At 56.4% G+C, this 25,311-nt stretch carries 28 protein-coding genes and 2 pseudogenes; 13 read left to right on the top strand and 17 right to left on the bottom strand.

What is annotated here, in order from left to right:
- Positions 1–72 precede the first annotated feature (72 nt).
- From HW561_RS19815 to HW561_RS19835, 5 genes are all read right to left on the bottom strand, one after another.
- The gene (locus HW561_RS19815; protein ID WP_176867094.1) at positions 73–1,461 is read right to left on the bottom strand and encodes a CHAT domain-containing protein; all 1,389 of its coding nucleotides are present in this window, start codon (positions 1,459–1,461) and stop codon (positions 73–75) included.
- A 119-nt stretch (positions 1,462–1,580) separates the two neighbouring features.
- A complete protein-coding gene (locus HW561_RS19820; RefSeq protein ID WP_176867095.1) occupies positions 1,581–2,849 on the bottom strand; it encodes a hypothetical protein in 1,269 nt (422 codons plus the stop codon).
- 15 nt (positions 2,850–2,864) lie between these two features.
- Positions 2,865–3,686 (bottom strand): hypothetical protein, encoded by an 822-nt coding sequence (locus HW561_RS19825; protein WP_176867096.1) that lies wholly within the window; start codon positions 3,684–3,686, stop codon positions 2,865–2,867.
- Positions 3,687–3,719: 33 nt separating this feature from the next.
- On the bottom strand, positions 3,720–4,052 hold the full coding sequence (locus HW561_RS19830) for a hypothetical protein (RefSeq protein ID WP_176867097.1): 333 nt from the start codon (positions 4,050–4,052) through the stop codon (positions 3,720–3,722).
- A 407-nt stretch (positions 4,053–4,459) separates the two neighbouring features.
- The gene (locus tag HW561_RS19835; protein ID WP_328803314.1) at positions 4,460–5,443 is read right to left on the bottom strand and encodes an Ldh family oxidoreductase; all 984 of its coding nucleotides are present in this window, start codon (positions 5,441–5,443) and stop codon (positions 4,460–4,462) included.
- 170 nt (positions 5,444–5,613) lie between these two features.
- Between HW561_RS19835 and HW561_RS19840 the strand changes: the two genes are divergently transcribed.
- Positions 5,614–5,913, top strand: coding sequence for an aldehyde dehydrogenase family protein (locus HW561_RS19840; protein WP_235963001.1), 300 nt, complete (start codon positions 5,614–5,616; stop codon positions 5,911–5,913).
- Positions 5,910–5,984: a hypothetical protein gene (locus HW561_RS24155; protein ID WP_328803315.1), complete on the top strand. Its 75-nt coding sequence runs from the start codon at positions 5,910–5,912 to the stop codon at positions 5,982–5,984. The genes HW561_RS19840 and HW561_RS24155 overlap by 4 nt, the downstream gene beginning before the upstream one ends.
- Positions 5,985–6,046: 62 nt before the next feature.
- Here HW561_RS24155 and HW561_RS19845 read toward each other — a convergent pair whose 3' ends face one another.
- Genes HW561_RS19845 through ubiT form a run of 5 tightly spaced genes read right to left on the bottom strand, consistent with a single transcriptional unit; the run spans position 6,047 to position 10,235 of the window.
- Complete coding sequence (locus tag HW561_RS19845; protein ID WP_176867099.1) at positions 6,047–6,565, bottom strand: DUF2478 domain-containing protein; 519 nt, start codon at positions 6,563–6,565, stop codon at positions 6,047–6,049.
- Complete coding sequence (locus HW561_RS19850; protein WP_176867100.1) at positions 6,565–7,788, bottom strand: NnrS family protein; 1,224 nt, start codon at positions 7,786–7,788, stop codon at positions 6,565–6,567. The genes HW561_RS19845 and HW561_RS19850 overlap by 1 nt, the downstream gene beginning before the upstream one ends.
- Positions 7,789–7,793: 5 nt before the next feature.
- Positions 7,794–8,711 carry a ubiquinone anaerobic biosynthesis protein UbiV gene (ubiV, locus tag HW561_RS19855; protein WP_176867101.1) on the bottom strand — a complete coding sequence of 306 codons (918 nt, stop codon included), beginning with the start codon at positions 8,709–8,711 and terminating at the stop codon, positions 7,794–7,796.
- A 4-nt stretch (positions 8,712–8,715) separates the two neighbouring features.
- Positions 8,716–9,693 carry a ubiquinone anaerobic biosynthesis protein UbiU gene (ubiU, locus tag HW561_RS19860; protein WP_176867124.1) on the bottom strand — a complete coding sequence of 326 codons (978 nt, stop codon included), beginning with the start codon at positions 9,691–9,693 and terminating at the stop codon, positions 8,716–8,718.
- The gene (ubiT, locus tag HW561_RS19865; protein WP_235963002.1) at positions 9,693–10,235 is read right to left on the bottom strand and encodes a ubiquinone anaerobic biosynthesis accessory factor UbiT; all 543 of its coding nucleotides are present in this window, start codon (positions 10,233–10,235) and stop codon (positions 9,693–9,695) included. The genes ubiU and ubiT overlap by 1 nt, the downstream gene beginning before the upstream one ends.
- 134 nt (positions 10,236–10,369) lie before the next feature.
- On the opposite strand from ubiT, the gene HW561_RS19870 reads away from it, so the two are divergent.
- Both HW561_RS19870 and HW561_RS19875 read left to right on the top strand, forming a co-directional pair.
- Positions 10,370–11,878, top strand: coding sequence for a UbiD family decarboxylase (locus HW561_RS19870; RefSeq protein WP_176867126.1), 1,509 nt, complete (start codon positions 10,370–10,372; stop codon positions 11,876–11,878).
- Complete coding sequence (locus HW561_RS19875) at positions 11,875–12,447, top strand: UbiX family flavin prenyltransferase (RefSeq protein ID WP_176867102.1); 573 nt, start codon at positions 11,875–11,877, stop codon at positions 12,445–12,447. Before HW561_RS19870 ends, HW561_RS19875 begins: the two co-directional genes overlap by 4 nt.
- A 212-nt stretch (positions 12,448–12,659) precedes the next feature.
- Here the strand turns inward: HW561_RS19875 and HW561_RS19880 are convergent, their stop codons facing one another.
- The 4 genes from HW561_RS19880 to HW561_RS19895 all read right to left on the bottom strand — a co-directional run bounded on the left by HW561_RS19880 (position 12,660) and on the right by HW561_RS19895 (position 16,443).
- A complete protein-coding gene (locus tag HW561_RS19880) occupies positions 12,660–13,340 on the bottom strand; it encodes a GntR family transcriptional regulator (RefSeq protein WP_176867103.1) in 681 nt (226 codons plus the stop codon).
- A 152-nt stretch (positions 13,341–13,492) separates the two neighbouring features.
- On the bottom strand, positions 13,493–14,530 hold the full coding sequence (locus HW561_RS19885) for a sterol desaturase family protein (RefSeq protein ID WP_176867104.1): 1,038 nt from the start codon (positions 14,528–14,530) through the stop codon (positions 13,493–13,495).
- A 92-nt stretch (positions 14,531–14,622) separates the two neighbouring features.
- On the bottom strand, positions 14,623–15,459 hold the full coding sequence (locus tag HW561_RS19890; RefSeq protein WP_176867105.1) for a 3-methyl-2-oxobutanoate hydroxymethyltransferase: 837 nt from the start codon (positions 15,457–15,459) through the stop codon (positions 14,623–14,625).
- 18 nt (positions 15,460–15,477) lie between these two features.
- Positions 15,478–16,443 carry an NAD(P)-dependent oxidoreductase gene (locus HW561_RS19895; RefSeq protein WP_176867106.1) on the bottom strand — a complete coding sequence of 322 codons (966 nt, stop codon included), beginning with the start codon at positions 16,441–16,443 and terminating at the stop codon, positions 15,478–15,480.
- A gap of 132 nt (positions 16,444–16,575) precedes the next feature.
- On the opposite strand from HW561_RS19895, the gene HW561_RS19900 reads away from it, so the two are divergent.
- Entirely contained in the window at positions 16,576–17,445 is an 870-nt protein-coding gene (locus HW561_RS19900) for a LysR substrate-binding domain-containing protein (RefSeq protein ID WP_176867107.1), read from the top strand.
- 275 nt (positions 17,446–17,720) lie between these two features.
- Here the strand turns inward: HW561_RS19900 and HW561_RS19905 are convergent, their stop codons facing one another.
- The 3 genes and pseudogenes from HW561_RS19905 to HW561_RS19915 all read right to left on the bottom strand — a co-directional run bounded on the left by HW561_RS19905 (position 17,721) and on the right by HW561_RS19915 (position 19,295).
- Positions 17,721–18,086 (bottom strand): TRAP transporter large permease subunit, encoded by a 366-nt coding sequence (locus HW561_RS19905; protein ID WP_235963003.1) that lies wholly within the window; start codon positions 18,084–18,086, stop codon positions 17,721–17,723.
- 13 nt (positions 18,087–18,099) lie between these two features.
- Positions 18,100–18,460 (bottom strand): annotated as a pseudogene (locus tag HW561_RS24025) (transposase); the annotation flags it as partial.
- A 148-nt stretch (positions 18,461–18,608) separates the two neighbouring features.
- On the bottom strand, positions 18,609–19,295 hold the full coding sequence (locus tag HW561_RS19915) for a TetR/AcrR family transcriptional regulator (protein WP_235963004.1): 687 nt from the start codon (positions 19,293–19,295) through the stop codon (positions 18,609–18,611).
- 80 nt (positions 19,296–19,375) lie between these two features.
- Between HW561_RS19915 and HW561_RS19920 the strand changes: the two genes are divergently transcribed.
- From HW561_RS19920 to HW561_RS24040, 8 genes and pseudogenes are all read left to right on the top strand, one after another.
- Complete coding sequence (locus HW561_RS19920; protein ID WP_176867110.1) at positions 19,376–20,767, top strand: aminotransferase; 1,392 nt, start codon at positions 19,376–19,378, stop codon at positions 20,765–20,767.
- Between the two features lie 9 nt (positions 20,768–20,776).
- Positions 20,777–21,787 (top strand): annotated as a pseudogene (locus tag HW561_RS24030) (agmatine deiminase family protein).
- Positions 21,780–22,661, top strand: a complete 882-nt coding sequence (aguB, locus tag HW561_RS19935) for an N-carbamoylputrescine amidase (RefSeq protein WP_176867113.1) — start codon at positions 21,780–21,782, stop codon at positions 22,659–22,661. The pseudogene HW561_RS24030 and the gene aguB overlap by 8 nt, the downstream one beginning before the upstream one ends.
- Positions 22,662–22,687: 26 nt before the next feature.
- A complete protein-coding gene (locus HW561_RS24215) occupies positions 22,688–23,152 on the top strand; it encodes an ABC transporter permease (protein WP_328803311.1) in 465 nt (154 codons plus the stop codon).
- A gap of 2 nt (positions 23,153–23,154) precedes the next feature.
- Entirely contained in the window at positions 23,155–23,544 is a 390-nt protein-coding gene (locus HW561_RS24220; protein WP_328803312.1) for an ABC transporter permease, read from the top strand.
- Complete coding sequence (locus HW561_RS19945) at positions 23,541–24,302, top strand: ABC transporter permease (protein WP_176867114.1); 762 nt, start codon at positions 23,541–23,543, stop codon at positions 24,300–24,302. Before HW561_RS24220 ends, HW561_RS19945 begins: the two co-directional genes overlap by 4 nt.
- On the top strand, positions 24,293–24,421 hold the full coding sequence (locus HW561_RS24035) for a hypothetical protein (protein WP_235963007.1): 129 nt from the start codon (positions 24,293–24,295) through the stop codon (positions 24,419–24,421). Before HW561_RS19945 ends, HW561_RS24035 begins: the two co-directional genes overlap by 10 nt.
- A gap of 150 nt (positions 24,422–24,571) precedes the next feature.
- A complete protein-coding gene (locus HW561_RS24040; RefSeq protein ID WP_328803313.1) occupies positions 24,572–25,285 on the top strand; it encodes an extracellular solute-binding protein in 714 nt (237 codons plus the stop codon).
- Positions 25,286–25,311: the final 26 nt, after the last annotated feature.

Here is a 25,311-nt window from a genome sequence, read left to right on the forward strand (position 1 = left end):
GCGCCGCCGTGTTTGAAAGATTGGAACTTGCCCAGGTGTTGATCTGCAACGTGTCCGGAAGTTTGAGGAAGGTTATCGCAAACTCTCCAGAATTTCTCGGTCAATCGTTGCGATCCGAGCCTTGATTTCGGTCGCGTCCTCGGCGGAAATCTGACCCCCCATACGGTCTAGAAAGCTCTGCAGCATATCGCGATTTCGATTAAGGCTCGCCAGCACGGCCAGCGTATCGTCATCGTCATCGTCATCGTCATCGTCGGTGCCGGGTTCGATATGGAACGGGTTCGAACTGACAAACATTGCGGGCAGGGACCAGCCCTTCATGCGTTCTGCGGGATTGCCATTGGGTTTGCGGAACGTTGCACAGATCGCCTGGCGTGCTGCGGGCAGGCACGAGGCGACAGACAAGGGAACCCGCCCGTTTTGGGCCAGCGCCTGATCAAGCGACGTCAGTACCGGCGCCAGAAACCCCTTGATGAAGGCGTGCAACGTCCGCACCTGGGTCGGCTCGTGCATGCCCACGACGATTGGCACTCCATCCTCAACCAGTGCCGTCGCCAGAGATCCGCTGTCGCCCGGTGCCGCGCCACTGTTACAGGCACTCAGCATTACCAGCCAGGCGGACGAAGGCAGGGCCGCAGTAAGATGTGAGGCCTTGACTTCAACAGTGGCCCGGTTCGTTTGGCTGCCCCGTGTTGACAACTCTAGCCGGGCTGCGCCCTGACCAACGCTCACGCCATGACAGAACATATGGCAGATCTGTGGTTTGAAGTTTGAAATCCGTGTCATCAGATCGGTTGCCGTGGCGGGTACAAAATGATGTTGCACCCGCGGATTCCCGATCGCAGTGATCTGATCAATCACCGGCTGATCGGATGAATAGACATGCAGCGTCCATGGTTTGATGTAAGCGGCCAGAGCATCATACAGCGCCTTGAACTCACGCCCGCCCTCGGTCTTTAGCCCATCTGCGGCGATCACGCTGATGATGCGCAATCCATCCGCAGGCAACGCGGTCGGGGGTTGGGTCGCGTCCTGTTTCGTGTCCACCATGCGCACCACCGGCAAGCCGAGATCGTTATCGATAAAGCCTTGGCTCGGGTCGTGCAGCGTTTCCCATGGCAAGTGCCGCATTGCATCGTCATAGGGGGGAAAGCACAGCCAAATGTCCCGGTCGGGCGCGTTGGCCGGGGCGTTTAGCGCGCTCGGAAGTGCCACAGCAGTGTTTTGATGCGTGTGTAGCATCGTGTGCAGGGTCTGCCCGGCATCCACAACCCGCGGCGTATCTACGTTTGGGTCGCTGACAAGCTGTGCGAGATCGACAAATACCTGATCTGATGGGCTCAGGTTGATCGTCTGCGGAGGGTGAGGTGGAAGCCCGCCCTGCGTCGATTGAACCGAAAACCCATATTGCATCTGCCCCGAGCCTGACATGCCGGTGAAGGTGATGCGCACGCCACTCATTTGGACAACACCTCTTCAAGAAACGCCAGCGCATCCAGCGCGCTGGTGTCCTTCGCCTGTTCCAGAGATGTTCTGGTTTTGACCGAACTCAACCGTGCACGTCGCTTTCGAAAACTTGTTCAGCCGCTAGTGGCTGGGCGGCTTCCGCGGCAGGCAGGGTGATCCCGTATGTGCGTACATAACCCGGTCGATGACGAGTCTCCGACCGGCGATATTCTTTGAGAAGATGACCATGTCTCCCCTTCGGGATGGGGCGTCACAAACGGAGGGTCAACCTCGACGAGGTCTGCGACAAGTGCTGCTGGGACAAGCATATCTGGATACGCATAAGCAGGGGCTTGCGGCGGCAATTCAGGATGTATGCCGGACGGGGTCCATATCCCGCGCAAGAGCGATCCGAAGTGATACGCCGCTGGCCCTGCAGGTTTCACGTAAGTCGGACCGGGGCGTGCCCATGACAGTTGATACGCGGGGCTGTGGATGCCGTCGGCCCAACGGCTGCTGCCCATCGCGGTGAACCCCATGATGGACACGCCCAGAGGGTCATAGAACCGCATCAGTTCGTCCTGACCGACGAACCGTGCCCACCTTGTGTCGTCGTTTTCTCCGGGCGATTCTGCCAGTGCCAATGCGCCCTGATCGCGCGCAGTATAGCCCGGACAGATGAAATGTACCCCGTCAAGCCCGGTATCGCGATGATGATCTTGAATCCAACGTAGCCAGGGATTGGTGACTTGTGGCGAGTCCGAGATAGAACGTGTTTGCGGCGCCGGGTCATAGCCCGCCGGAGACAGGTCGACGATGTCGATGAGCAATCCGCCGGTGTCGGCAAAACTCAGGTATCGACGCAACTTTTCGGTTTCCCATGGGGGCGCAAAGACCGAAACCCGGGCGTCATACGTATTCTCGTTCAGTGCGACGGCGAGCGAGGTTAGAAGCTCAGCGATTTCATCTGTCAGGGAAAAGTCGCCCTTTGCGTGGGTGCCAATGCACACACAGCCAGACGCAGGTCGTGCCGCGGTGTGTAGGGGTTTTACAAAGTTCGAGATGCGCAGCGTGCGGCGCCCGGTGCGGTGGAAGATTGCTTCTTCCCATGGCAACAACGCGGCGTCGGCGCTGTCCTGACTTAGCTGCAACCAAAGCGGCACGCCTTCGAGGGCGGCTTTGTGCAGAATTTCGATATGTCGGGCCACTGGCAGATTGGGTTGAGACAGTGTGTGTTGCAGGAACTCCTGCCCATCTGGGGCGATGAACGGCGTTTCCAGTTCACTGTCCAGCTTGTCGGCCCCAATGTAGGGCTGAGTCAGCAGAACCGGCTTACGGTTTCGAACGCCGATCGAGCAACGCAGTGTCGGCAAGTCGTTGATACTGCGGATGATACTTGCCATGAGAAATACCCTCCGTCAGGTTAGCTGCTGCATCATCGCCCAATGAGTGTAAGGGTTATCGACGTCGGAATGCCCAGTGATCCCTTCGGCCCCGTCCAACCCGATCAGTCGGCCGGATGCGGCGTGGTGGGGATAGAAGGCGCCGGCCTGGGGCAACTGAAACTCCTGAACTTCACCTTGCGCATAGGTCAGCGGACCGTATCCGCCCAACGCGTAATAGCGACCCGTTCGAGCTGCGAATTGCAGCTCGCCAATGTCTTTCTTGCGTCGCGCGGCCAGATGGAACATCCGGTGAAGTGGCGTGTCGTGCTGGGAATATGCCGAGAATACTGGCCGGACCAGCCGGTTGAAATTGATGCAATAGGCACCGGCTTTGCCGGGCCGTGCCTCGGGCGCGAAAGCCAGATGATTGACCGCAGGTTGAAACAGGGTGAGGCTTTGCGCCTTTCGTGTTGCGGTGGTTTCAGACAACGCGGTCGAGATCACCTTGCAACCATAGGAGTGGCCAATCAAATGCGCCCGCGCCGAAGATTGTGACAGCAAACGGCCCAATACCTCGGCAACGCCGGTCCTACCGACCACACCAGCGCGGTCTGTCATCCTCCACATGGTCGCGGCTCGCACCAGGGTACGCGGATCGAAGCCAAGAAAGCCAGCGTCGTCATCACTGTCGGTGCTGCCCATGCCAAAATCATCAGCACTGCCAGAAACCGCCGGGGTGCCGCCTGTGCCCGAAAGACGCTCCCACGCGGCGACCAGATCGTCGGCATCAAGCGGTGAACCATCTGTTGTCTCGGGCAAATCCACAATTGCGGTGTCAGGAAGCGTCGCGGCCATCGCCGCTGCGATCAGCAGCGCCTCGTCGCGGTTCTACGGATCACCCGCTGTTAGTTTTGAATGCAGCAGGGATTGTGTTTCGGGATCCAAAAGCTCCATCACCTCTTCCACTTCTTCGGGGGATGGGGCGGCTCCGCTGGCGGCGATGTCGGGTGTACGCTCATCTGGCCAGAGCAAGATCGTACTGGGCCAAAAGATCCCGATGATCAGTGGATTGAAGCCATCAGGCAGTGACACCGGATGCGCGGCCTGCATGTCTGACAAACCGCGAAAGAAGCTTTCGTAGCGGGCCTTGGCGGTGGGGAAATCGTTATTCCACCCATGGCTATAGCACATCACGTCGGCGAAACCCTGCGCGTCGATCACATTGACCACATGATCGCGGGTCAGCGGTGACGTTTTTGTCGAAGGTTAGCCCGTAGATAGGAACGCTTTTCCCAAAGCAATCATCCAGGACGGAAACCGGCGTAATCTCGTCAGTCATTGTCTGAATTTCCAAAGTGCTTCTTAAAATAATGCCCTCAATTTAGCAGAGCATGGGCTTTTGGCGAAGTTTTTTGCGGACTTGCTCAATTGGCGCCACTTGGCAGTAGCTACGTTCCTGAAACCTTGTGCAAGTGGAAGGGTCGTCGGGCGGTAGAATAAAGACGCCGCGGGCCTCTTGATGCGGAAGAAGGGCGCGCGTTGCCGCAGCCAATGGGGATGTTCTGGTCGAGAGTTGCTGTCTGCCCTTTCCAACTACCTTTGGTCGGGATGCGGTCGGGCCAGTCAAATTAACCCTGAGAGGTCAGCGTTTCCAGTTGCGCCAGAACATCCAGGCTGACAGCCACGCCGTCAACTTCGGCAGAGGCTCGATTTTTTAATCGCCCGTCTCCCGGGACCCGGGCATCGCCGTTGCCTTCAATTTCGGCACAGATACGGGTGATGTAGTCGCCAAAAGCTGCATTGCCAAAGCGAGCCGGATCTATGGCGATCACAGTGGCGCCCCCTTTGATATTGAGCGCTCCGTGCGCGTCGCGCAACTCATTGTCCACGGATAGTGTGCCACCTGCCAAAGCCGCGCCAAGAACTTCTACCAAAAAGGCGATTGCCGCGCCCTTGTGGGCGCCAAAGGGCAGCAGACTGCGGGTTTCCAGAATGGCATCCGCGTCCTTGGTTGGATTGCCCTCGGAATCCAGACCGGCGGGCCGAGGCAGCGTGTGGCCTTCGGCTGCGGCCATCTTGATGTCCAGGAAGGCCACTGTTGACGAGGCTTGGTCCCAGACCACAGGCGCAGCGTTTTCACGCGGGCAGGCGAAAGACATCGGGTTGGTGCCAAAAACCGGACGCACCCCACCGTGGGGAACCACCGAAGAGAGCGAGTTGATGACGGCAATTGCCACAAGTCCCGCCTCGGCCAGCGGTTCGGTGTCAAACCGCAAAGCGCCAAGGTGATGACAGTTTGTACAGGTAAACGCGGCGATGCCGTTCTGGTGTGCCATGGCGATCAGCTCCGTGTGCGCTGCACGTGCCGCAATCTGATAATAGCCATTGTCGCCATCACCGCGCAGCACTCCGGGCGCAATGCGTTTCACCGAGGGCGCGGCGGCGGCATTGGCATAGCCCGACGTGAAACTCTGCACATAGACCGGTAGGTTCCGCAATCCGTGACTGCGCGGACCGTCGCGTTCAGAGCGCATGATCACATCCGCGATCACATCGCTGCCGTGGGCATCCATACCCGCAGAAACAAGGACAGATTTGGCCAATGCCCGCACTTCTGCGAGCGAGAGAAGTTTCGTTGAAGGTGCAGTCAAAACTGTATTCCCGTCCCTATGAGCGTCTAGAAACGCCCTGCTGAAGCAAAGTTACATCTGCTACATTACACCGATCACTGGGTCTTGAAAGATGTTCATGTCTGCATCGAAGTCACGCCACCGGCACGATCGTGGCAACCACGGGCGGGCCGAAAGCGGGTAAGGGCTATTTCTTTCAATCGACCGTATTGCTGAACGTTCCGGACAATGGGCGGATCATGCAGCAGGAACCATTTGGCCCGGTTGCAGCAACCAACCCGGCCTCCTTATTGGATCACGCTATCGAACAGGCCAATTCGATGCCTTATGATCCTGCCGGTTACAGATTTACCAATCGCGCCGATTACTTCGATCGTCTGGTAGACGAGGTTGGTAACCAGTCAATCAAAACGCTCGAAGCGTCGATGCCCAAAGCGTCGTTTGGGGCGTGAAATCGAGCGGTTATGGTCGCGAAGATGGGACCGAGGGGCTGGAAAATTACATGACGGTCAAGACTGTCTGACGTGTCGCCACCATTAGCTGACAATGGTGCGCAATTCGCTTCAGTTTGGACTTGGCCAAGGCTTAGTCCTTTGCTTCCCTTCGGGACGCCACGCACCAATCCCGAAGTGCGGTGACGTTGTCGGGAAGCCCTTTGGCAAGCCCACCTGAGAATGCCTGAAAGGCCTCGACGCCTGCGGTGCCCGCGCCCACTAACACGGGAACGTCATGTTCCAGTGCTTTCCCCAAAACCGAGCAGAACCCCCGGCCCCCACATTCTTCGGGGCCAAATTTGTTCAATATAAACAGATCAATGTCTTCAAAGCCGCGTCGCTCGACCTGTGCCACTGCATCAGTAAGGGCTGCGGGATCAAGGCGGCAGGCATCGGACCCCTTTCCCAGATTCTGAGTGATTTTGATCACAGGTCCATCCGGTAAAACGCGCACACTCATGTCACAACCGTTTTGGTATGTGGGAGAATAATCCACTTCTTTGACGATTCCGCACAGTTTCAACCCACTAGATTGCAGGTCTGCAGCCAGATCCGACAGCAACCGATCAGTTTCGCCCTGCTTTTGCGAAGTGACATATGCGAGTTTCATCAGTCTGCCCTTTCCATATTGGCATTGTTTTCCGGCGCGCCGTACCTTTGACCGCTAAGGACCGGGCGTCGCAAAGGGCCAGTCACTGCTGGCAGAAACCCGATCGTGAAGGCCACCCAACCCGTACACCATAGTGCAGCGGCCACAATCTCAACAGGGTGGTGGGGCAGGATTGGTGCAATCAGCCGGACTACAGTTGCAATCCAAACCAGCAGAACACCAGCCATGAAGCCTAAGTTGGCCTGCATATCGCCAGTTTTGGTGTGTGCTGCCGCCCGGCCCGCAATTGCCATGATCAGCCCCGACATCCCACCGATTGTTATGGCATGCAGCGCGTCGCCCATTGGATAGATCGCTGGGGCAAGAGCGGCAAACCCCATGGCCAAGAGACCAATTGGAAGCCAAAGGAAGGCAAGATGCAAAGCCGCGAGCAGGGGATTGCCAAGGGCCGACAGGCTTTGCCATCCGCGCATGGTCCAAAGCAGCGTCAACGCAGCACAAATCACCGCGACACTCGCTATGTCGTGCCATCCCATCACTCTGGCAATTATCACCGTTGCCAGCAGCACTTGCGTCAAAGCGCCTGAGCTTTGCTTTATTCGATTTTCGCGACTAATTCTTGCAAGCCAGTTGTCGGTGAAGGCTGGAATCGCCCGTGTGCCGATACTGACCATCAACATCACCATACCGATCAGCACAACAGGAATGATGGCCAGACCGATCCATGACCTACCAGCCAGCGCTGTACCCAGAAACAGTACTTCTCCGCTGCCGAGCGCCGCGATAATGAATAAAAATCCAAGTTTGCGATAGGCCTTGGCAGAGAGCAGCTGTTGACCGATAATTCCGGCCAAGAGCAAAAAATAGCCGGCGTTCAGCACGATGGGCACAACAGGCGGGAGCGCGCTGGCCAGTGCAGTGGCAAAACGTGCGGATATCCAGAAACCCAGCAGTGCTTTTAGCGGACCCCCGCGCACTGGGGACTGGCCTGTCCAGCCTGGGAGGGCGGTCAGCAAGTAACCTCCGATGGCGGCGGCTGCAAAGCCAAAGAACAGCTCGTGGACATGCCAAAGTATGACCGGCTCAAATAACGGGCCGGGTAGTCCGAACCATACCCCAAGGGGCCACCATGCGACTGTCAACAACGGACATAGGAAAGCTGCAAGGAATAGCGGGCGATACGGAGCCTGCCAGAAGTTGCGGAAACCTCTGACTCGACCCATTTCGATCACCGACTTGTGGTGCTTTGGGGTGAGGTTTCCGACCACTCTGCGCCGTAGGCACCCGTCAAAAAGCCATCACTCAACCGGATGTCGGCACTGGCGGCGCGTACTTCAGTCGCGAGGTCCCCCGCAGCCAAATCCTGATCAATCCGCTGGCGGTACAGTTGACAAAGCCGCGTGAACCCGCGTGATTGCGGCGATAAACGCAGGGCTGAAACACCGACCGATCGCAACAGATCGATCTGATGATCGGTGCAGGCATAGCTGTCAGACAAGGTCTGCACACCGTTCATCGCCATAAAAGGCTTGCCATCCCCGGTGAGGACATCCAACCCATCGGGGTCGTCTTCGCAGGCGAATTGGCAGTTGTCCTTGGTGCGCCCATGAAGGCGCGCGTGATAGCAACGACCGGATATGGCCAGTGGCAGGCGCCCGTGACCCCACACCTCTATCGCGACCCCCAGTTCAGCGGCAGTTGCTGCCAAAACCGCGACCGAGCCAATGGGCAATTCTGGCGGCAGGCACACGCGCCGCGCCCCGCGCGAGGCCAGCCATCTCAGCGTGCCTTCATTGTAGACGTTCACCAACGGACCAACTGAAAATTCGCAATCCCGTGGCAGATGGGTCAGCGCCGTCAGGTCGTTGACCTCGACCATGACACCCATCTCGGCCAGTTCAGCCGTCAGCTTGCGCTCGCGTTTTAGCGTCACAAGGGCCAGACTGGTCAAGGCAACGTCTTTTCCAGCTTCGATCAGATTCGAAATCGCGTCGGGGATGCGATCCTGATAAAACGGTAAACGCTTGGAACAGACCAGCTCTCCCAGCACAACGTGGTTCACCGGGGATCGGGTCAGGTCATCGTAGAAAGCGCTCCAGGTATCGGCTGGCCAGAAAAACTGATTGGGTCCGACTGTCAGCTCCATCGCGTTATCTCCATGTCTTTTTGTACGCGCCGGTTGTCATGGCCTGCCCTTCGGACAAACGCGCCAGCATGCCTTCGGGCATCGGGCGCCCGGCATCGAGCGCATCTACGGCCATGCGGAAATTGCGCACGACCTGCGCAACATAGGATTTCGATCGTTGTCGTCCTTCGATCTTCAGGGCTGTCACGCCAGCCTTCTGCAATTGTGGGATTAACTTTTCGGCATTCAGGCTGACGGGGTCTTCAAAGAGATGACCGGCCTTTTCTCCTGCGGAAAAACACCCTTTGCACAACGTGGGGTAGGGCGCAGGTTCTCCTCGTTCGACGCGGTGAATGAGATAGCCGCCAAGGCGGGCATCCAAAACGCCCTGATCCTCGCGATATTCAACGTGGCTGGCGGGTGAGCAAACGCCGTTCATGTTTGGGGACAGCCCTGTGGCGTAGGACGACATCGAACAGCGACCTTCGGCCATCACGCAGAGCCCGCCAAAGACGAACACTTCGGTTTCTACGTCTGTTTCAGAATTGATCGCTGCAATTTCGGGCACAGACAAGACACGGGGCAGAACTACGCGTTTCACGCCAAAGGTTTCGGCGTAGAAATTGATGACATCGGCATTTGCTGCGGCTGCTTGCACCGACAGGTGCCGACGCAATCTGGGATGGGTACGGGTCGCGTAGTCCAGTAACCCGGGATCGGCCAGGATGACCGCATCTGCACCGCAGATTTCGGCATCACCGATTGCGCGTTGCCAGATCGCCTCATCACCTGCGCGGGGGAACGTATTGATGGCCACCAGCACTTTGGACCCATGTTCATGGGCAAAGGCAATCCCGGCGCGCATTTCGTTTCGGTTGAAATTCAGACCGGGAAAATTGCGCGCATTGGTTTCGTCGTTGAAACCGCAATAGACGGTATGCGCCCCCGCCTTGACGGCGGCGCGAAGGGCGGCTGGTGTGCCTGCAGGGCAGACAATTTCCATTACCATATCGCCACATCCTCTGGCCGGGTCAGACAAAGCCCCGTCTGTCGTTCTGCAAGGGCGATCAACCGCTGAACCGGACGCGCAAACGGTCCGGACAAGGCCGCAGCCTCGTGCGACAGGTCCAGTTCTGCGTCATCGATGGCATTGCGCAACGCCAAGGCCGCACCGGTATCGCCCTCAATCACGAGATCGCGTGAGAAAAACAGGGCATCGCCATCAAACGCGCCATGTACCAGCCCGATCAAAGCAGCCAGAGGTCCGGAGATGCGCGCCGCCCCTGTTCCGCGACCCCGGGTGAGTTTCACTTTGGGCATGCCGTCATTTGGATCGAGGCACAGAACAATCGGCAGGTCGGTCGGATCAAGAACAAAAGCCGTCCGGCTGTGTTCGCCAAGCCGTTGAAAAAGATCAGGATGGTTCTTTGCGATTTTGCGGGAAAACACGGTCAGCGAGAGTGACAAAGGCGCAAGCGGCACAACCCGCAAAGCTGCAGCCAGCGCTGCAGGGCACTGCGGTATCAGGTTTTGAGAATTGGACAAACAGTCCTCCTGCTGTCTCAACGAAATCAGTTACAGTGGCTTCTTAATCTGATCCCGGTTTCACGGAATTGATTGTTGTCAATTCTGCCCCGCGGTTTCGTTGGTAGGGGAAGGAAAAACGCCGGAGCAAACCTATTCGCACCCTGCCGCCATATCTCAGCCTTCGACATTTTCTGAAATGGTGCGAAGACAACGGGCAGTTCAAAGCTGTTTCCGATCCGGTTTCCGTACGCCATCAAATGACCGCCGTGCATCGGGCTGTGCTGGAGGCGCATGGACCGGTTCTGCAATTCAACCATCCGATGGACGCACGTGGCCGTCGGTTGGACATCCCGGTTGTCGTGAACCTCTTTGGGACGACGGGCCGGGTTGCTGCCGGACTAGGTGTGTCGCTTGAGGGGTTGGATGAGCTTGGTGCGTTTCTGGCCGCGCTCCGTGCCCCGGTGCCACCCGATGGGCTGCGCGATGCCCTGTCTCGCTGGCCTATGCTCAAGGCTGCGCTGGCGACCCGCCCAAAGTTGATCAGAACCGCCCCGATGCAAGATGTTGTCCGCAGTGGGGCCGAGGTGGATTTGTCGGCGCTTCCGGTCCAAACCCATTGGCCTGATGATGCCGGGCCGCTTGTTACATGGCCCGTGGTTGTGACGCGTCCCTATCCCGGTGAGCCTGATACTGTCAGCAGCTATAATGCCGGTGTTTACCGTGTTCAGGTTTTGGATCGAAACCGAATGATCATGCGTTGGTTGCCGCATCGCGGTGGCGCCGCGCATCATCGCAGTTGGGCGCAACGCAATGAGAAAATGCCTGTGGCTGTTGTTCTGGGCGCAAACCCTGCCACGCTTCTCTCAGCCGCGTTGCCGCTTCCGGAAACTGTATCCGAACTGACATTCGCAGGCGCATTGAATGGTCAACGGCCACGGATGGTTCCCGCAAAAACTGTACCTCTTCTGGTTCCAGCGGATGCCGAGATCGTGCTGGAAGGGTGGGTTTCACCCACCGAGACGGCACCTGAAGGTCCATTCGGAGATCACACCGGATATTACAACCCGGCAGAACCCTTTCCGGTGATGCAAGTCAGTGCTGTGACCCATCGCGAGAACCCTCTGTACCTGTCCACGTATACCGGTCGCCCGCCGGACGAACCAGCGATTATCGGCGAGGTGTTCAACCGGCTTGCGCTGCCGACCATCCGCGCCCAGATCCCCGAGATACGCGATCTCTGGCTTCCGCCCGCTGCGTGTTCCTATCGCATCGCGATTGTCTGTATCGACAAACGCTATCCCGGACAGGCGCGCCGCGTGATGATGGCGTTGTGGGGGATGCTGCCGCAATTCAGTTACACCAAAATGATTGTCGCTGTTGACGCCGATATCGACCCCAGAAACTGGGATGATATCGCGTGGGCGCTGGCGACGCGCATGGATTCTGCCCGCGATGTGATGATGTTGGAGAATACCGCAATGGATTACCTCGACTTTGCCTCCCCTCAGCCTGGGTTGGCTGGCAAGATGGGCATTGATGCCACCACCAAGATCGGCAGTGAAACGAGCCGGGAGTGGGGGACGGTCATGCAGACCTCGGACGCCGATATCGCCTTTGCCGACGAATTGGTGGACCGGCTTATCCCTGGGTTACGCCAATGACGAACCCCCGTGTTGTATTAGGGGTGTCCGGCGCATCCGGTGCGGCCCTCAGCCTTGCGGTGGCCCGAAAACTCTCATCATTGGGCGTTGAGGTTGATTTGGTTGTCAGCCCCGCGGCCAACCTTACGTTGGCACAGGAATGCGGTGCGGATGCCCTTGAAGATCTGCGCGACCTGGTAACCCGACACCACGAGACCACAGATGTCGGCGCCAGCATCGCATCGGGCTCGGTTCCGATATCTGGTATGATCGTGGCCCCGTGTTCAATGCGGACTCTTGCGGCAATCTCGCTGGGCCTTGATGACAATCTGCTGACGCGAGCGGCCAGCGTTCAACTCAAAGAGCGCAGGCCGCTGATCCTGCTGACCCGCGAAGCGCCGCTGACATTGGCCCATTTGCGTAACATGACGGCTGCGACGGAAATGGGTGCGGTGATCATGCCTCCCGTTCCCGCATTCTATCTGAAACCGCTTAGCCTGACCGAGATTATTGACCAGATCGCAGCGCGTGCGGTCGATAGCCTGGGTGCATTCGAGCCGATCGCAGCGCGATGGCAGCCGCCCGTGTGAAACGACTTTCCCACACCGAAAGCGGGTTATCCGCATCTTAAGATTCTCAGTAATCCTCTCCCAACCACCATCATAACTTGATTGCCGATTTGCCACGGGATTGGATTTTAGGCTGGCCTCGTCTTCGAAATCTGAGAGATGCGGAAACGGTCCATTGGATTTTGTATCTAGTGCAAGCCCAAGCAATTTTGCCAAGCCTATGTGAGTGGGCTTTAGGACGGGTTCCGGTTTCGTGCCGTCGAGATCAGATCCAACAGCTGAGATTTGCTGCGCCCAATGTGATCGCGCAGCAGCGCGCAGGCTTCATCAATCTTGCCCGCGTGGGCAAAGTCCAGCAATTGCCGATGCTCTGCCTGCGCCGGCCCACGTTGGTGCATGACGCTCAGATGAATGCGGATATAGCGGTCGGACTGAATGCCGATGCGCCGCAGCAATTCATTGGTCAATTGGCGGTCGGCGGCGGCATAAAGTGCGGTGTGGTAATCGTGGTTCAGCGCACCCCAGCGGGCCACGTCGCCATCGCCAAACGATTGCTCCATCTGCGCCAGAAGGTCTTCGCAGACGGCGAATTCAGTAGCGGTCATTTGCGGAATCGATCGGCGAAACAAGTCAACCTCGAGCATGATGCGCAGATCGAAAATTTCGGCGATTTCGGCAAGGGAATGCAGCATTACGGTGGTGCCGCGATTGGTGGTCAATTGCACCAGCCCCTCGGCATCCAGCCGCTTTAGCGCCTCACGTACGGGCATTCGGGACACGTCGTATTCTTCGGCCAGAGCTTCTTGCCGGATCAGCTCACCCTCGGCCAGCTCGCCATTCAAAATTCGCTCACGCAGGTCATCCGCGATGGCTTCGGGAAGGCTTTGTCTGGAAATGGCCCGTGTCGCCGCCATGTGATTGCTCCGGCTTCTTGCATTTTGGATACAATGCACAAAACGCAAGGCAATCTCAAACAGATATCCGCAATGCTTGGAACCGGATTACCAAATAGGGCGCGAAAACGTAGCGTCGGTTGAAAGGCCTCCGCTACGTTGCGTAGGGCAAGCTACTTTGCCTTTGCGTGCATTTCGCGTTTACGGTTTCGGGTGCGTTTTGTGGCGTCTTCGCTGCCATCGTGGTAGGTGCCTAACCACTTGTCCCAAGGCATTTCCGCGTTGCCGTAATTGCATTCATAGTACCGGTGATGCAGCTGGTGAAAAAAAGCGCCCAAAAGCAAAGCCTGACGGTCCTTGGCCCAGATCGCCTCGTACCCGGAATGCGACGAGGCCGCGCCCAGCATCAGCCAGTATCCCAGAAACAACATATGCACTGGGTTGCTGGGCAGGATCAGAACAATCAGGATCGCGCTGAGATAGCCGAAGGATTCAACCGGGTGCATCGACATGCCGGACCACGGCCCGGTATTGACATTGCGATGATGTACGGCGTGGACATGTTTGTAGATGAACGGCTGGTGCAGGAACAGGTGCACCACATAGAAATGCAGGCTCTGCCACAACGCCAGAAGCGGGAAAAGCGCGACAAACCAGATCGGATGTGCCGCAAAGCTGAGCGTGCCGATGTAATCATTGGCGTACATCCAACGTAGAAAGCACTCTAACAGCGACAGGAATGGCGCGCCAAAGACCAGCGAGTAATAGATGTTGTCCCACGTCTGGTAGCCGAACTTGAACAGGGCATTCTTGCGCTTCATATACGGGCGCGGGTCGTATTTCAGCAGCTTGCCCTGCCCGTCGATCCCGTAGAACCAGAAATGCAGGCCGCCCGCCACGATCAGCAACAAGATCCAGTTGCGGGCGAAGACATGAGCCACCCAGCCAAAGGCGAAACGGGTCTGATCCGGACCAACAGGTTGCAGCAAGAACGCCACCAGAAATGCCAGACCCAAAAAGATGGAACGGTCCGAGAACTGCAGCCAGTTTTGCCAGGCCCATTTGCCCAAGGTAGTAAAGTTTGGCGGCCAGTTCCAATAGGACGCGAATTTCACCGGCAGTTCAGGGTGCCAATGCCATTCACGGCTCATCGGGCCGGGTTCGGTTTTTGTCTGTGTTTCTTGGTTCGGATCCGTATCTGCGATGGTCATGTCCTGTCCTTTCCTGAAAACGTAAGGGTTTCAGGTCAGGCCCGGTGGTGGCTCATAAGGATATTTTCGCGACGCTTTGCAATGCATGGATGCTACTCGTGGAAGGGGCGGCGTTTATCCAACGCCTCGCGCAGCTTGTCATGTTCGCCGGGTTTCATGGCGATGCTGGTTGCCGCATCGGGATAGCTGCCATCCAGAACCGCCGCGCGATAGGCGGTCAGCCCTTTCATACGCTCAGCCTCCAGCTTGGTACGCGCGCTGGCCATGTCGGCAAAGGCCTTGGCATGGCGCGGCGGGTTTTCGGTGTCGCCGCAGGCGTCGTCCTGAAACAGGAAGATCACGTCGGCAGCACCACCTGATCCGATGGAATGAGTGATCAGCCCGGTGCGCGGGCTGATCTCGGCAATTGCCTCATCCGCCACACATTCCAGTTCAACCGCATAGGCACCGGCGTCTTCCAAACGGCGCAGGTCCTCGGCCAGTTGCATCGCCTCGTCCGCCGTGCGGCCATAGGCGCGCAGGCCGCCGATCTGGGTGGACAGGCGCGGAACAAGGCCCAAATGCCCCTGTACCGCAAGCCCTTCATCGGCCAGCAGTTCGACCGCCTTGAAACTGCGCAATGTATAGACCGCATCGGCGCCTGCAGCAGCGGCACGGATACCAGCGCGCAGGATATCCTGATGGGTTTCATAGTCGCTGGCCATCAAGGCGGCGGTTGTAAAAGTGTCGGGCGCGCCTGCGCGCACCTCGGCCAGATCATGATCGACGATCGACAGATGGTCGATACCTGCCACTTGGGCTGCGGCTGCTTCGATCCGGTTCACGGCGGTGGTCTGGACGAACTTGCGCTTGCCTTTACCCGCTTTGATATCCGCAACCGTCAGGTTGCGCGTCGCGGGAAACCCGGCATAAGTATAGATCCGTTTCAAAACAGCCGCCTTCCTGACTTATTCAGCCGCCTTAAGCTGCGTGCCTTGCGGGATCACTTCGTATCCGGGCTCTTCCGGTTCATCGTCCAGCATTTCCGGCGGGAACCCGGGTGCGCGAATGTCCAGCCCGGTCGCCTCCTCCAGACGCTTGATGATGTTGGGCGAATAGCAACGCTCGCCATAGCGTTCGATGCCGTCTTCGAAAATCTGCACCAGCATGGGCGAGATTTCCAACGGAACGTTGTGGCGGTCGGCCACTTGCTGAAACAGGCCCGCGTCCTTTTTCACCAGATCCATGGTGAACGAGATATCGCGCGACCCATTCAAGATCACCTGACTTTCGGTTTCATGCACGAACGAAGTGCCCGAGCTGATTTTCATCGCCTCATATGTGGTGTTCAGGTCCATTCCCGCGGCCTTGGCGGTCACCAGAGCCTCGCAACAGGTGATTAGGTTGGCAGTGGCCAGATAGTTGGTCACAACCTTCAGAACCGAGGCTGAGCCCAGATCGCCCGTGTGCAGGATCCGCCGCCCCATGGTTTTCAGAAACGGAGCGATTTGGTCGAACGTCGCGCGATCACAACCTGCAAAGATTGAGATATTGCCGGTTGCCGCCCGGTGACAGCCGCCCGAAACCGGGCAATCCACAGCTGCCCCGCCGCGTTCCATCACCATCGCGCCAAGGCGTTTGACCTCTTCTTCGTCGGTGGTGGACATCTCCATCCAGATCTTGCCCTTGGTCACTTCGGGCAACATCTGTTGCATCACCGCGTCCGAGGCTGCGGGCGACGGCAGGCAGGTGATGACCGCATCGCAATCGCGCATTAACTGTGTCGGATTGTCAGCGGATTTTGCGCCCCTGCTGACGAATTCTGCCGCCAGATCCTCGTTCAGATCATGTACGGTCAGATCAATGCCATTGCGCAATAGTGATCCACTCAGCTTGCCGCCCACATTGCCCAGCCCAATAAAGCCAACTTTCATTCGCGCGTTCCTCTTTCGATACCGGTCTGCCGATCCGGAGCTTCAATCCAGTGGACCGATTTAGAAATATTGCCTCGATAAAGTAAAACGAATAAAAACTGCATAGATCACAAAAAATATTTGGTGCTGATGATGCTCAAAACTCCGAATCTGATCTGGCTGCGCTCGTTTGAATATGCGGCGCGATACATGAGCTTCACTGCGGCTGCGAAGGAACTGGGCATTACCCAGACTGCGCTTAGTCTGCATGTTCGGTCGTTGGAGGCTCAGCTGGGATGCAAGCTGTTCACACGGGCCGCGCGCAACCTCAGCCTGACGGAGGTTGGTCAGGCCTACGCATTTTCCATACGCCGGGCTTTGGGAGAGATTGACCTGTCGACGACCAGCCTGTTCGGAGCTAACCATCTGCAAGAGGTAACGGTCCGGGTCCCGATTTCGACTGCGACCCTTTTTCTGGCTCACAAATTACCCGAATTCACTCGCAACCATCCAGAGGTGTCAGTCAGGCTGGTTTCCAATATCTGGGCAGAGTCTGCGGGGCATGAGAACGTGGATGTCGAGCTGCGTTTGGGGCTGGGCGATTGGGAAGATCTACCTGCTAAAAAAATTTCTGAGGAAAGCATTGTGCTGATTGCGGCGAAATCCCGTTCCCGGCAAACCTTGTCGTTTGCAGAGCTTTCAAAGGAACCGCTGATACAAATTCTGGGCTTTCAAGACATGTGGCAAAGGTATCTTTCGAACTTTGGCGTGCAGCGCGCCGAGGGTGCATCATCCTATTCGGTTGATACGACGATTGCTGCTGTGGACATCGCCGCAGCAGGCGGTGGGTATGCAGTGGTTCTCGAAAGATTTGCACACACGGCGATCGAAACCGGCAGGTCGATCGCGATTGTCGGAGACGCCGTTCCGATTGAGCAAAGCCACTTTCTCGTCCGAGGGCAGACGTCAAACGCCGCCGCGAAACGGCAGTTCGAAACTTGGCTCGAAAGTACATTTGCGTAGGTCCCGCGCCATGTTATCCGTTGAGTCATCTTTCAATTTTGATGTCGAATTGGTTGAGCGTATCAAGGTAATTCCGAGCGCTCGCCAAAGTTCTCCAGCCCCTCAATTCAGGTCTGTGTGTTGATCAAGATTCTATTCGGACCGCCCTTGCCACAATCCACTGCAGCTGAGGCGCTCTGATATCCAAACGTCGGATGCTTTGCTCGGGCATTTCCCAGCAAAATCTATCATACTTGAAAAGCAATACCTCTCGTCATGCGCACAACTTACCGAACTCACTGCAGGCCAAGCGACAACGCGGGCACGAAACTCACAATGAGAAGACCTACCAACATCAGCCCGACAAAGGGCAGGACACCCCGGGCAATCGAAGAAAAGTTCTCGCGGAAAGCGCTCATGGCAACGATGAGGTTTATCCCCAAGGGTGGGGTTAACAGGCCGATTTCGAGGTTAATGATCATGATGATCCCCAAGTGAACCGGATCAATGCCATAGACGCGCCCGAGTGAGACCAGAAGCGGTGCGAGGATGACAATTGCGGACACCATGTCCATCACGCAGCCAACGATCAGCAAAAGCACATTCATGGAAAGCAGGAAGGCAACTTTCGACGTTATTGCTGCTCCAACCCATTCTGTCAAAAGGGCGGGAAGGGATGTGTATCTTGCGCCAAATGCGCCGCTTCGAGCCGCCTTGCTTGCGGGCGTTCCAGTCGCCTTCTCCCTCCACTGCCCGGCAGGCGCATCCATAGGATGCAGCCGAGAGGGGCCTTGATGCTGGTACTGTCGATAAGCAGGTTCAGCGGCCCAGGATTTCTACGAAACGGCAGGCTCACGTTTAACGTTCTCTGACGGCGGCACAGCGTGCTGAAATCAGGCATCGACCAGTTCAGCCCGACCAGCCGCAGGAGGCATCCAGATCATCTCTGGATCGAACCAGATCGACAACGATCCACGACGCTTCAGCGCGTCGTTATAAGCGACCAGTTCGTGGCTTTGTGCTTTGTGGGAGGCAACTGTTCATGCGCACCAGTTATCACGCTGGATTCACAGGATGAATCCCTGTCGCTGATTTGTGCAACAAAGCCCTGAACGCGGGCATACAGAAGTTTCATTGACAAAATTGAGAGCCTCGGCGCTACGTATCACCTGCTACACTGGGATCTAGAAATGGTCTGGAAAGAAGCTTCTGACCATGTAGACACAGGCCTCTTCTGCTTTTCCCCTGTCGAAATCGGCGGAATGCAGATGGAAGTCAGTCCACATCCCCTCGAGCAGGGCGATCACGCAGTTTGCGGCCAGAACCGGGTTGGCCTGACTGTATCCCCCTTCGTCTTTCAGGGCAGAACAGATTTCGATCAAACTGGCGCGAAAGGTGGCATCGCGGGAATCGATATGTTTTTTGTATTCCGGTTTCGCGGAAACCTCTGAGCGAAAAGCAAACCAGATTGCAACGTCACGCTCATTCAAAACTTCAGGTGACAGATCAGCCCTGAAAAGGCCAAGCAATCTGTCTGCTGGGGATACTTCTGTATCCAACAAAACCTTTTGCCAGTTGGACGCATATCGCTCAGAGAGGTCTTCTGCCAGCGCCAACAGTAAATTCTCTTTAGACTGAAAATGCAGATTGATCATACCGCGCGACAGCCCGGAGAGTTGCTGAATATTTGCGGTCGTTGTTCCGCGATATCCGAATTTGTGAATCGCTTGGGCAGCACACTCCAACAGATGAATTCTGTTCTTGGATTTACTCACCTCGCGGGCATTTGAGGGGGTAACGATCCGGGTTCTATTTTCTGCCAAAGACAATCTCATTTTGATTTGTACGACTCTACCAAATGAACGTGGCATTTTCTATCGCATAGTTGCCATGGTTGACAGATGAATAAACGTATGTTCATTTTGTGATGATTATTGCAAAGAGGCAAATCATGACATTGACAAACACCAGATTCCAAGATGTCCGTGAATGGGACAACGCCCACTTCATCCATCCGTGGGAAGGAATGCCTTTTCTGGGTGAGAATGAGCGCACCTTTGTGGAAGGCGGTGAAGGCATTTATGTGACCACGGAAGCGGGTGACCGTCTGATAGATGGTCCTGCCGGTATGTGGTGTGTGCAGGTCGGATACGGCAACACTGAAATCGCCGAGGCCATGGCCCATCAAGCGCGTGAGATGGCCTATTTTTCACCGTTCAATAACGCAAATTCTGCGCCTGCGCGTTTGGCCCACGAAATCGCCCAGCGAACGTCGGGTGATCTGAACCAAGTGTTCTTTACCACAGGCGGATCGACAGCGGTCGATAGCGCAGTGCGGTTCATAAAATTTCGCAACAACATCATGGATCGCCCGGAAAAGAAGATCGTGATTTCACGGCAAAAGGCCTATCACGGATCGACCTATCTGGCGGCCTCTCTGTCGGGCAAAGAACGTGACAAAGGCTGGTTGGATCAGGCAACGCATCTGACGCATTTCCTGCCCAACGTGAACCCTTGCCAGCGCGCAGAAGGGCAGAGCATCGAAGCGTTTCTGGATGAAAAAGTCGCGGATCTGGAGAGCGCGATTCTGGAAATCGGTTCCGACAAGGTCGCCGCTTTCATCGCTGAGCCGATCCTATGTTCCGGTGGAGTGATTGTACCACCAAAAGGCTATCACAAGCGCTGTCTTGAGGTCTGCCACAAGCACGATGTCCTATATATATCCGACGAGGTGGTCACCGGCTTTGGCCGCCTTGGACATTGGTTCGCATCCGAAGATGTCTTTGACATCGTTCCCGATATCATAACCTGCGCCAAGGGCATGACATCCGGCTATGTGCCAATGGGGGCCTGTATCATTTCCGATCGTCTTGTTGCGGATATTTCCGGGGACAAGGCGAAGGGTGCGACATTCTCGAACGGGTTCACTTATTCCGGCCATCCCGTCAGCGCCGCCGCCGCGTTGAAAAACATGGAAATTTTCGAGCGTGACGGCATCCTGGAACATGTCCGTGAAATAACGCCGGTCTTTGAAAGCCGCCTAAAAGCGTTGAGTGATCTGCCGTTGGTCGGTGACGCGCGCGGTCAGGGGCTGTTGGGCTGTGTCGATTGTGCTGTAGACGCTAAGGCAGATGATCTTGAGCAGGACAAGAATATCGGCGCCATGATCGACGCGCATTGTCAGGCCCAAGGGCTGATCCTGCGACCGATCATCAACATGTGCGTGTTCTCGCCTCCGCTGATCATCTCGGAGACTCAGATACATGACATGTACGACATCATCGACAAAAGCATCCGAATGACCACCGACGATCTTGTCCGTCAGGGCGTCAAAGTCGCATGAGCCCAACATATAAAATGCCCGCAGAATGCGGCCCCGCACGAGTGTTGCTGGATGGCATGGCCGCTGTCTGAGCGCACGTTTGGAACAAGGCTGGGCGAGGCCAGACAAGAATATGCGGATGTGGCCCATGCCATTGCCGCGTTTGAGCCTGTCAGGATGCTCTATGACCCTGACAATTGTTCGGGTGTCGAGGCGCTTGAGGGTGTGCCTAACATCACCCTCGCCGAATGCCCGCTGAATGACAGCTGGGTGCGTGATACCGGGCCTACGTTTGTATTGGATACGGATGGCAACCTTGCTGGCGTCGATTGGGCGTTTGATGGGTGGGGCGCTGATTGGCCCACCGATAAGGACGCCGGGATTGCCAGCCAAATCACTGCGCTAAGCGGTGCAAAGCGAGTGCAATTGCAGATGATATTTGAGGGCGGCGCGCTTAATATCGACGACCGCGCCACCATCGTCACCACGCGCCAGTGTTTTGAATATCGCACCCGTATCGGCGGGCCAAGCAAGGCGGAGTTTGAATAGGAGTTTGGCAACCGGCTGGGCGTGTCCAAGGTTATCTGGCTGAATGAAACGCTGGAGAACGATAGCACCAATGGCCATGTCGACGTCGTCGCGGCCTTTGCACCCAATGGTGTTGCGCTCTGCCAGATCAGCAATGATCTGGATGATCCTGATTATGACAACCTTCAGGCCAATCTGGAAATTATGAAGGCCGCCACCGATGCCATCGGTGCGCCGTATAAGGTCATGGAATTGATCGCGCCGCCGATCTCAAGGTTCCCGGATGGCTGCTGCCGGATGCTTTCCTATACCAATTCCTATGTCGCAAATGGCGGCGTCATTGCTCCTCAGTATGGCTTTGAAGATGCGGACGCGAAGGCGTTGAAAACCATCGCCAGCGCGTTCCCTGATCACAAAACGGTTGGTGTGATGACCAACTGCATCGCGGATGGCGGCGGGAACATTCACTGCATCACCCAGCAACAACCCAAATCAGGAGAGGCGCATGCGTAAGGTTACTCTTGCCGCCACACAGATGAGCTGCACCTGGGATCAAGAAGGCAATATCGCGCGGGTCGAAGCAATGGTGCGCGAGGCCGCGGCGGAGGGTGCGAATGTCATCCTGATTCAGGAACTTTTTGAAACCCCCTATTTCTGTATAGAACAGGACGCCAAGCATCTGGAGCTTGCAACCACGCCTCAGGACAACGCCGCAATCCGCCATTTTTCGGAGGTCGCCAAAGACCTGGGCGTGGTTCTTCCGATCTCATTCTTTGAGCGTGCAGGTCAGAGTATCTTCAACTCTCTGGCCATGATTGATGCCGATGGAACGGTCTTGGGGATCTATCGGAAATCGCACATTCCAAACGACAGGCTCTATCAGGAAAAGAGCTATTTATCGCTGGGAGACACCGGATTCAAGGTTTGGGAGACAGGGTTTGGCCGTGTTGGCGCCGCGAAATGTTGGGATCAGTGGTTCCCGGAAACTGCGTGCTGTCTGGCCCTGCAAGGGGCCGAGATGCTGCTTTACCCAACAGCGATCGGATCCGAGGCCAGTCGGCCGGATGCCGATTGCATCCCGCATTGGCAAACCGTGATGCGCGGCCACGCCGGGGCGAACATCATGCCGGTCGTGGCCAGCAATCGGGTTGGGTTTGAAATGGCCAAAGGGGACGAAAGCCTTTCCCTGGAGTTCTTTGGCGGGTCTTTCATTTCCGATCACTTTGGCCAGAAAGCCGCAGAGGCGGGGCGCGAAGACGGCAAGGTTCTAACCACAGAGTTCGATCTGGATGAGATCGCAGAGATGCGGCGGTACTGGGGTGTGTTTCGGGACCGACGACCGGAACTTTACGGGGCTATCGGAACCTACGACGGGCGCACCAACTAAGAGTTTACTGCGGGAGGGGACAGCTCGTGAGATTGGATAAAGAAGCTCGATCGGGCCTCATACTCGCATCACCAGCAACGGTTTATGTCCTGGCCCTAATCGCAGCACTCATTGCGCTTACTGTGGCCTATTCATTGTGGACGCAGGATTTTGTCGAGGTCAATTGCGAGCTGACCTTTGCCAATTACAAAGAAATTTTCGCTGATCCCCTCTATGGGGTTCTTATCTTGAGGTCGGTCAAAATTGCCAACTTGGTGACCTTCTTCATTTTGTTGCTGGCTTATCCACTGGCCTATTACATCGCCTTCAACGTCAAACGAAAAGCGCTTTGGCTGTTTCTGGTAACCATCCCTTTCTGGACCAGTTATCTGCTGCGGGTTTTCTCATGGAAAGTCATTCTTGCCCAAAACGGTGTGGTCAACACCGCGTTGCTTGGGCTGGGAGTTATCGACGCCCGATTGACGCGCTGCTTTATACCGAAGGGTCGGTGATCGTGACCCTGACCCATGCTTGGGCGCCGTTCGCGATCCTGCCGATTTTCGTGTCCCTCGATAAACTAGATCGAAGCCTGCTTGAGGCGGCCAATGACCTTGGCGAAGGCCCTGTACGCACCTTCCTGCACGTTACGCTGCCCTTGTCCATTCCGGACCTTATTGGCGCAAGTATGATCGTGTTCATCCCGACCGTTGGCGATTTTGTGACCCCCGCGCTGGTGGGTGGTTCGGACGGGGCGATGACTGCCAACATGATCCAGGTTCAGTTTGGCAAGGCAAATAACTGGCCGCCTGGCGCGGCACTCGCCGTTAGTGCGGTTATCGCGGTCACGATCGCCGCAAGCCTGTGGGTCCTGGCACTGAAGCTGCTGGAACGGAGGCTGAAATGAACATTCTGCAAAAACTGGTGTCCCGTGTCGGGCGCCTGTTGCCGGTTTATGCCGTGCTGTACATGTTCTTTCTGTATCTGCCGATCCTGCTGATCCCTCTGTTTTCGTTCAACGATTCCAAAGTTCTAGGCTTTCCGCTGACGGGCTTTACGACCAAATGGTATGTCAGCCTCAGCGGTGAGGCTGCATTGTTTGGCGCCCTGCAAAACAGCCTGATCGTTGCCGTGATCTCGGCCGCGTTGGCAACCAGCCTTGGCACCTTGATCGCCCGGGCGCTGGCAAAATACCGCTATCCGTTTCGCAAAACGACCCAGACCATCGTCATGATACCTCTGGTTATGCCCGAGATCATCATCGCCATCTCGCTGCTGATCCTGTTTCTGGGCATTGGGCTGGGCACGTCGCTTTTCACCGTTGTTCTGTCACATGTTCTGATAACCATCCCGTTTTGCGTGTCGATCATGGGATCAGCCTTTGGTCAGTTTGACAATTCTCTCGAAGAGGCCGCGGTTGATCTGGGTGAAAACAGCTGGGGCGCTTTGCGGCGCGTGACATTGCAAGTGGTCGCGCCGGGGATTATTTCAAGCTTTCTGATCAGCTTCACAGTCAGCTTTGATGAATTTATCCTGGCGTTCTTTCTGTCGGGCAATAGCCCCACGCTCCCGATCTATATCTGGAGCCAGGTCCGCTTCCCCGCGAAACTGCCAAACGTGATCGCGCGTTTTATGGCGAGACCATTCACTATTTCCTGGAACTAGACGGGCTTGACGCTCCGCTGACAGCTTCGGTTACGAACTTCGATCGTGCCGAGCATTTCGATACCGGCGCACAGGTTCGCCTCGGGTTTCGCGGTGCTGCTGCCCTTCCCCCTGAATAATAACAACTCAACAGGAGGTCTCTATGACTTTAAAAAAAACTTGCCCTTGCGACCAGTTTCACAGCGGTCTCAGCTACATCCGGCTGGGCTGACAAAATCACGGTATTTGACTGGTCGGGTTATGATGATCCGGGCTTTTCCGGATCCTATGTGGAAACTCATGGCGCCGCGCCGAATTTCTCATTCTTCGCAGATGAGGAAGAAGGTTTTAACAAACTGCGCACCGGGTTTTCGGCCAATCTGACCCACCCCTGCCTGGGGGCGTTGCCAAAGTTCAAAGCCGCCGGTTTGACCCTGCCGATTGACACCAGCCGTCTGGAAAACTGGGACAAAATTCTTCCTGCTCTGACAGGTCTGTCTGACTTTGTGGATGAGGATGGCACTGTCTGGGCGGTTCCGTTTGACTGGGGCAATACCGGCATCATCTATCGCACCGATAAAATTGAGGCTGATAAGGTTTCGGTTCAGTTGTTTGCCGATCCAGAATATGCGGGTCGTGTGTCTATGTCTGACAATATCTATGACGCATATGCACTGGCGATTGGGCTGAAAAGCTGGGAAAACGTATCCGCCGAACAGGTCGATCAGATGTCGGATTTCCTGCGCAAAGTGCACAACAATGTCCGTTTCTACTGGGTGGATCAGGGACAATTGGACAGCGCCATCAAATCCGGTGAGATTGAGCTTGCCTTTGCGTGGAACGCAACCGAACTGGCCTTGCAGGCAGACGACGTTCCCGTAACCATGGTTCGCGATGCGGACATCGGTGTGGCAAGCTGGGCCTGTGGCTATGTGCATCTGAAAGACGGCCCCGGCGATGACGATGCCGTTTATGATTACCAGAATGCCATAACCAGCGCCTAATCTGGCCAGTATATTGTTGAGGCTTG

This window comes from Ruegeria haliotis, assembly GCF_013377785.1.
Lineage (GTDB): Bacteria > Pseudomonadota > Alphaproteobacteria > Rhodobacterales > Rhodobacteraceae > Ruegeria > Ruegeria haliotis.

What these genes read in the sequence shown, in the direction of transcription:
- HW561_RS19815 (WP_176867094.1), bottom strand. Translation starts at nt 1,461, where the DNA reads ATGAGTGGCGTGCGCATCACCTTCACCGGCATGTCAGGCTCGGGGCAG.
- HW561_RS19820 (WP_176867095.1), bottom strand. Translation starts at nt 2,849, where the DNA reads ATGGCAAGTATCATCCGCAGTATCAACGACTTGCCGACACTGCGTTGC.
- HW561_RS19825 (WP_176867096.1), bottom strand. Translation starts at nt 3,686, where the DNA reads ATGGCCGCGACGCTTCCTGACACCGCAATTGTGGATTTGCCCGAGACA.
- HW561_RS19845 (WP_176867099.1), bottom strand. Translation starts at nt 6,565, where the DNA reads ATGAAACTCGCATATGTCACTTCGCAAAAGCAGGGCGAAACTGATCGG.
- HW561_RS19850 (WP_176867100.1), bottom strand. Translation starts at nt 7,788, where the DNA reads ATGGGTCGAGTCAGAGGTTTCCGCAACTTCTGGCAGGCTCCGTATCGC.
- ubiV (WP_176867101.1), bottom strand. Translation starts at nt 8,711, where the DNA reads ATGGAGCTGACAGTCGGACCCAATCAGTTTTTCTGGCCAGCCGATACC.
- ubiU (WP_176867124.1), bottom strand. Translation starts at nt 9,693, where the DNA reads ATGGAAATTGTCTGCCCTGCAGGCACACCAGCCGCCCTTCGCGCCGCC.
- HW561_RS19875 (WP_176867102.1), top strand. Translation starts at nt 11,875, where the DNA reads ATGACGAACCCCCGTGTTGTATTAGGGGTGTCCGGCGCATCCGGTGCG.
- HW561_RS19880 (WP_176867103.1), bottom strand. Translation starts at nt 13,340, where the DNA reads ATGGCGGCGACACGGGCCATTTCCAGACAAAGCCTTCCCGAAGCCATC.
- HW561_RS19885 (WP_176867104.1), bottom strand. Translation starts at nt 14,530, where the DNA reads ATGACCATCGCAGATACGGATCCGAACCAAGAAACACAGACAAAAACC.
- HW561_RS19895 (WP_176867106.1), bottom strand. Translation starts at nt 16,443, where the DNA reads ATGAAAGTTGGCTTTATTGGGCTGGGCAATGTGGGCGGCAAGCTGAGT.
- HW561_RS19900 (WP_176867107.1), top strand. Translation starts at nt 16,576, where the DNA reads ATGCTCAAAACTCCGAATCTGATCTGGCTGCGCTCGTTTGAATATGCG.
- HW561_RS19915 (WP_235963004.1), bottom strand. Translation starts at nt 19,295, where the DNA reads ATGCCACGTTCATTTGGTAGAGTCGTACAAATCAAAATGAGATTGTCT.
- HW561_RS19920 (WP_176867110.1), top strand. Translation starts at nt 19,376, where the DNA reads ATGACATTGACAAACACCAGATTCCAAGATGTCCGTGAATGGGACAAC.
- aguB (WP_176867113.1), top strand. Translation starts at nt 21,780, where the DNA reads ATGCGTAAGGTTACTCTTGCCGCCACACAGATGAGCTGCACCTGGGAT.
- HW561_RS19945 (WP_176867114.1), top strand. Translation starts at nt 23,541, where the DNA reads ATGAACATTCTGCAAAAACTGGTGTCCCGTGTCGGGCGCCTGTTGCCG.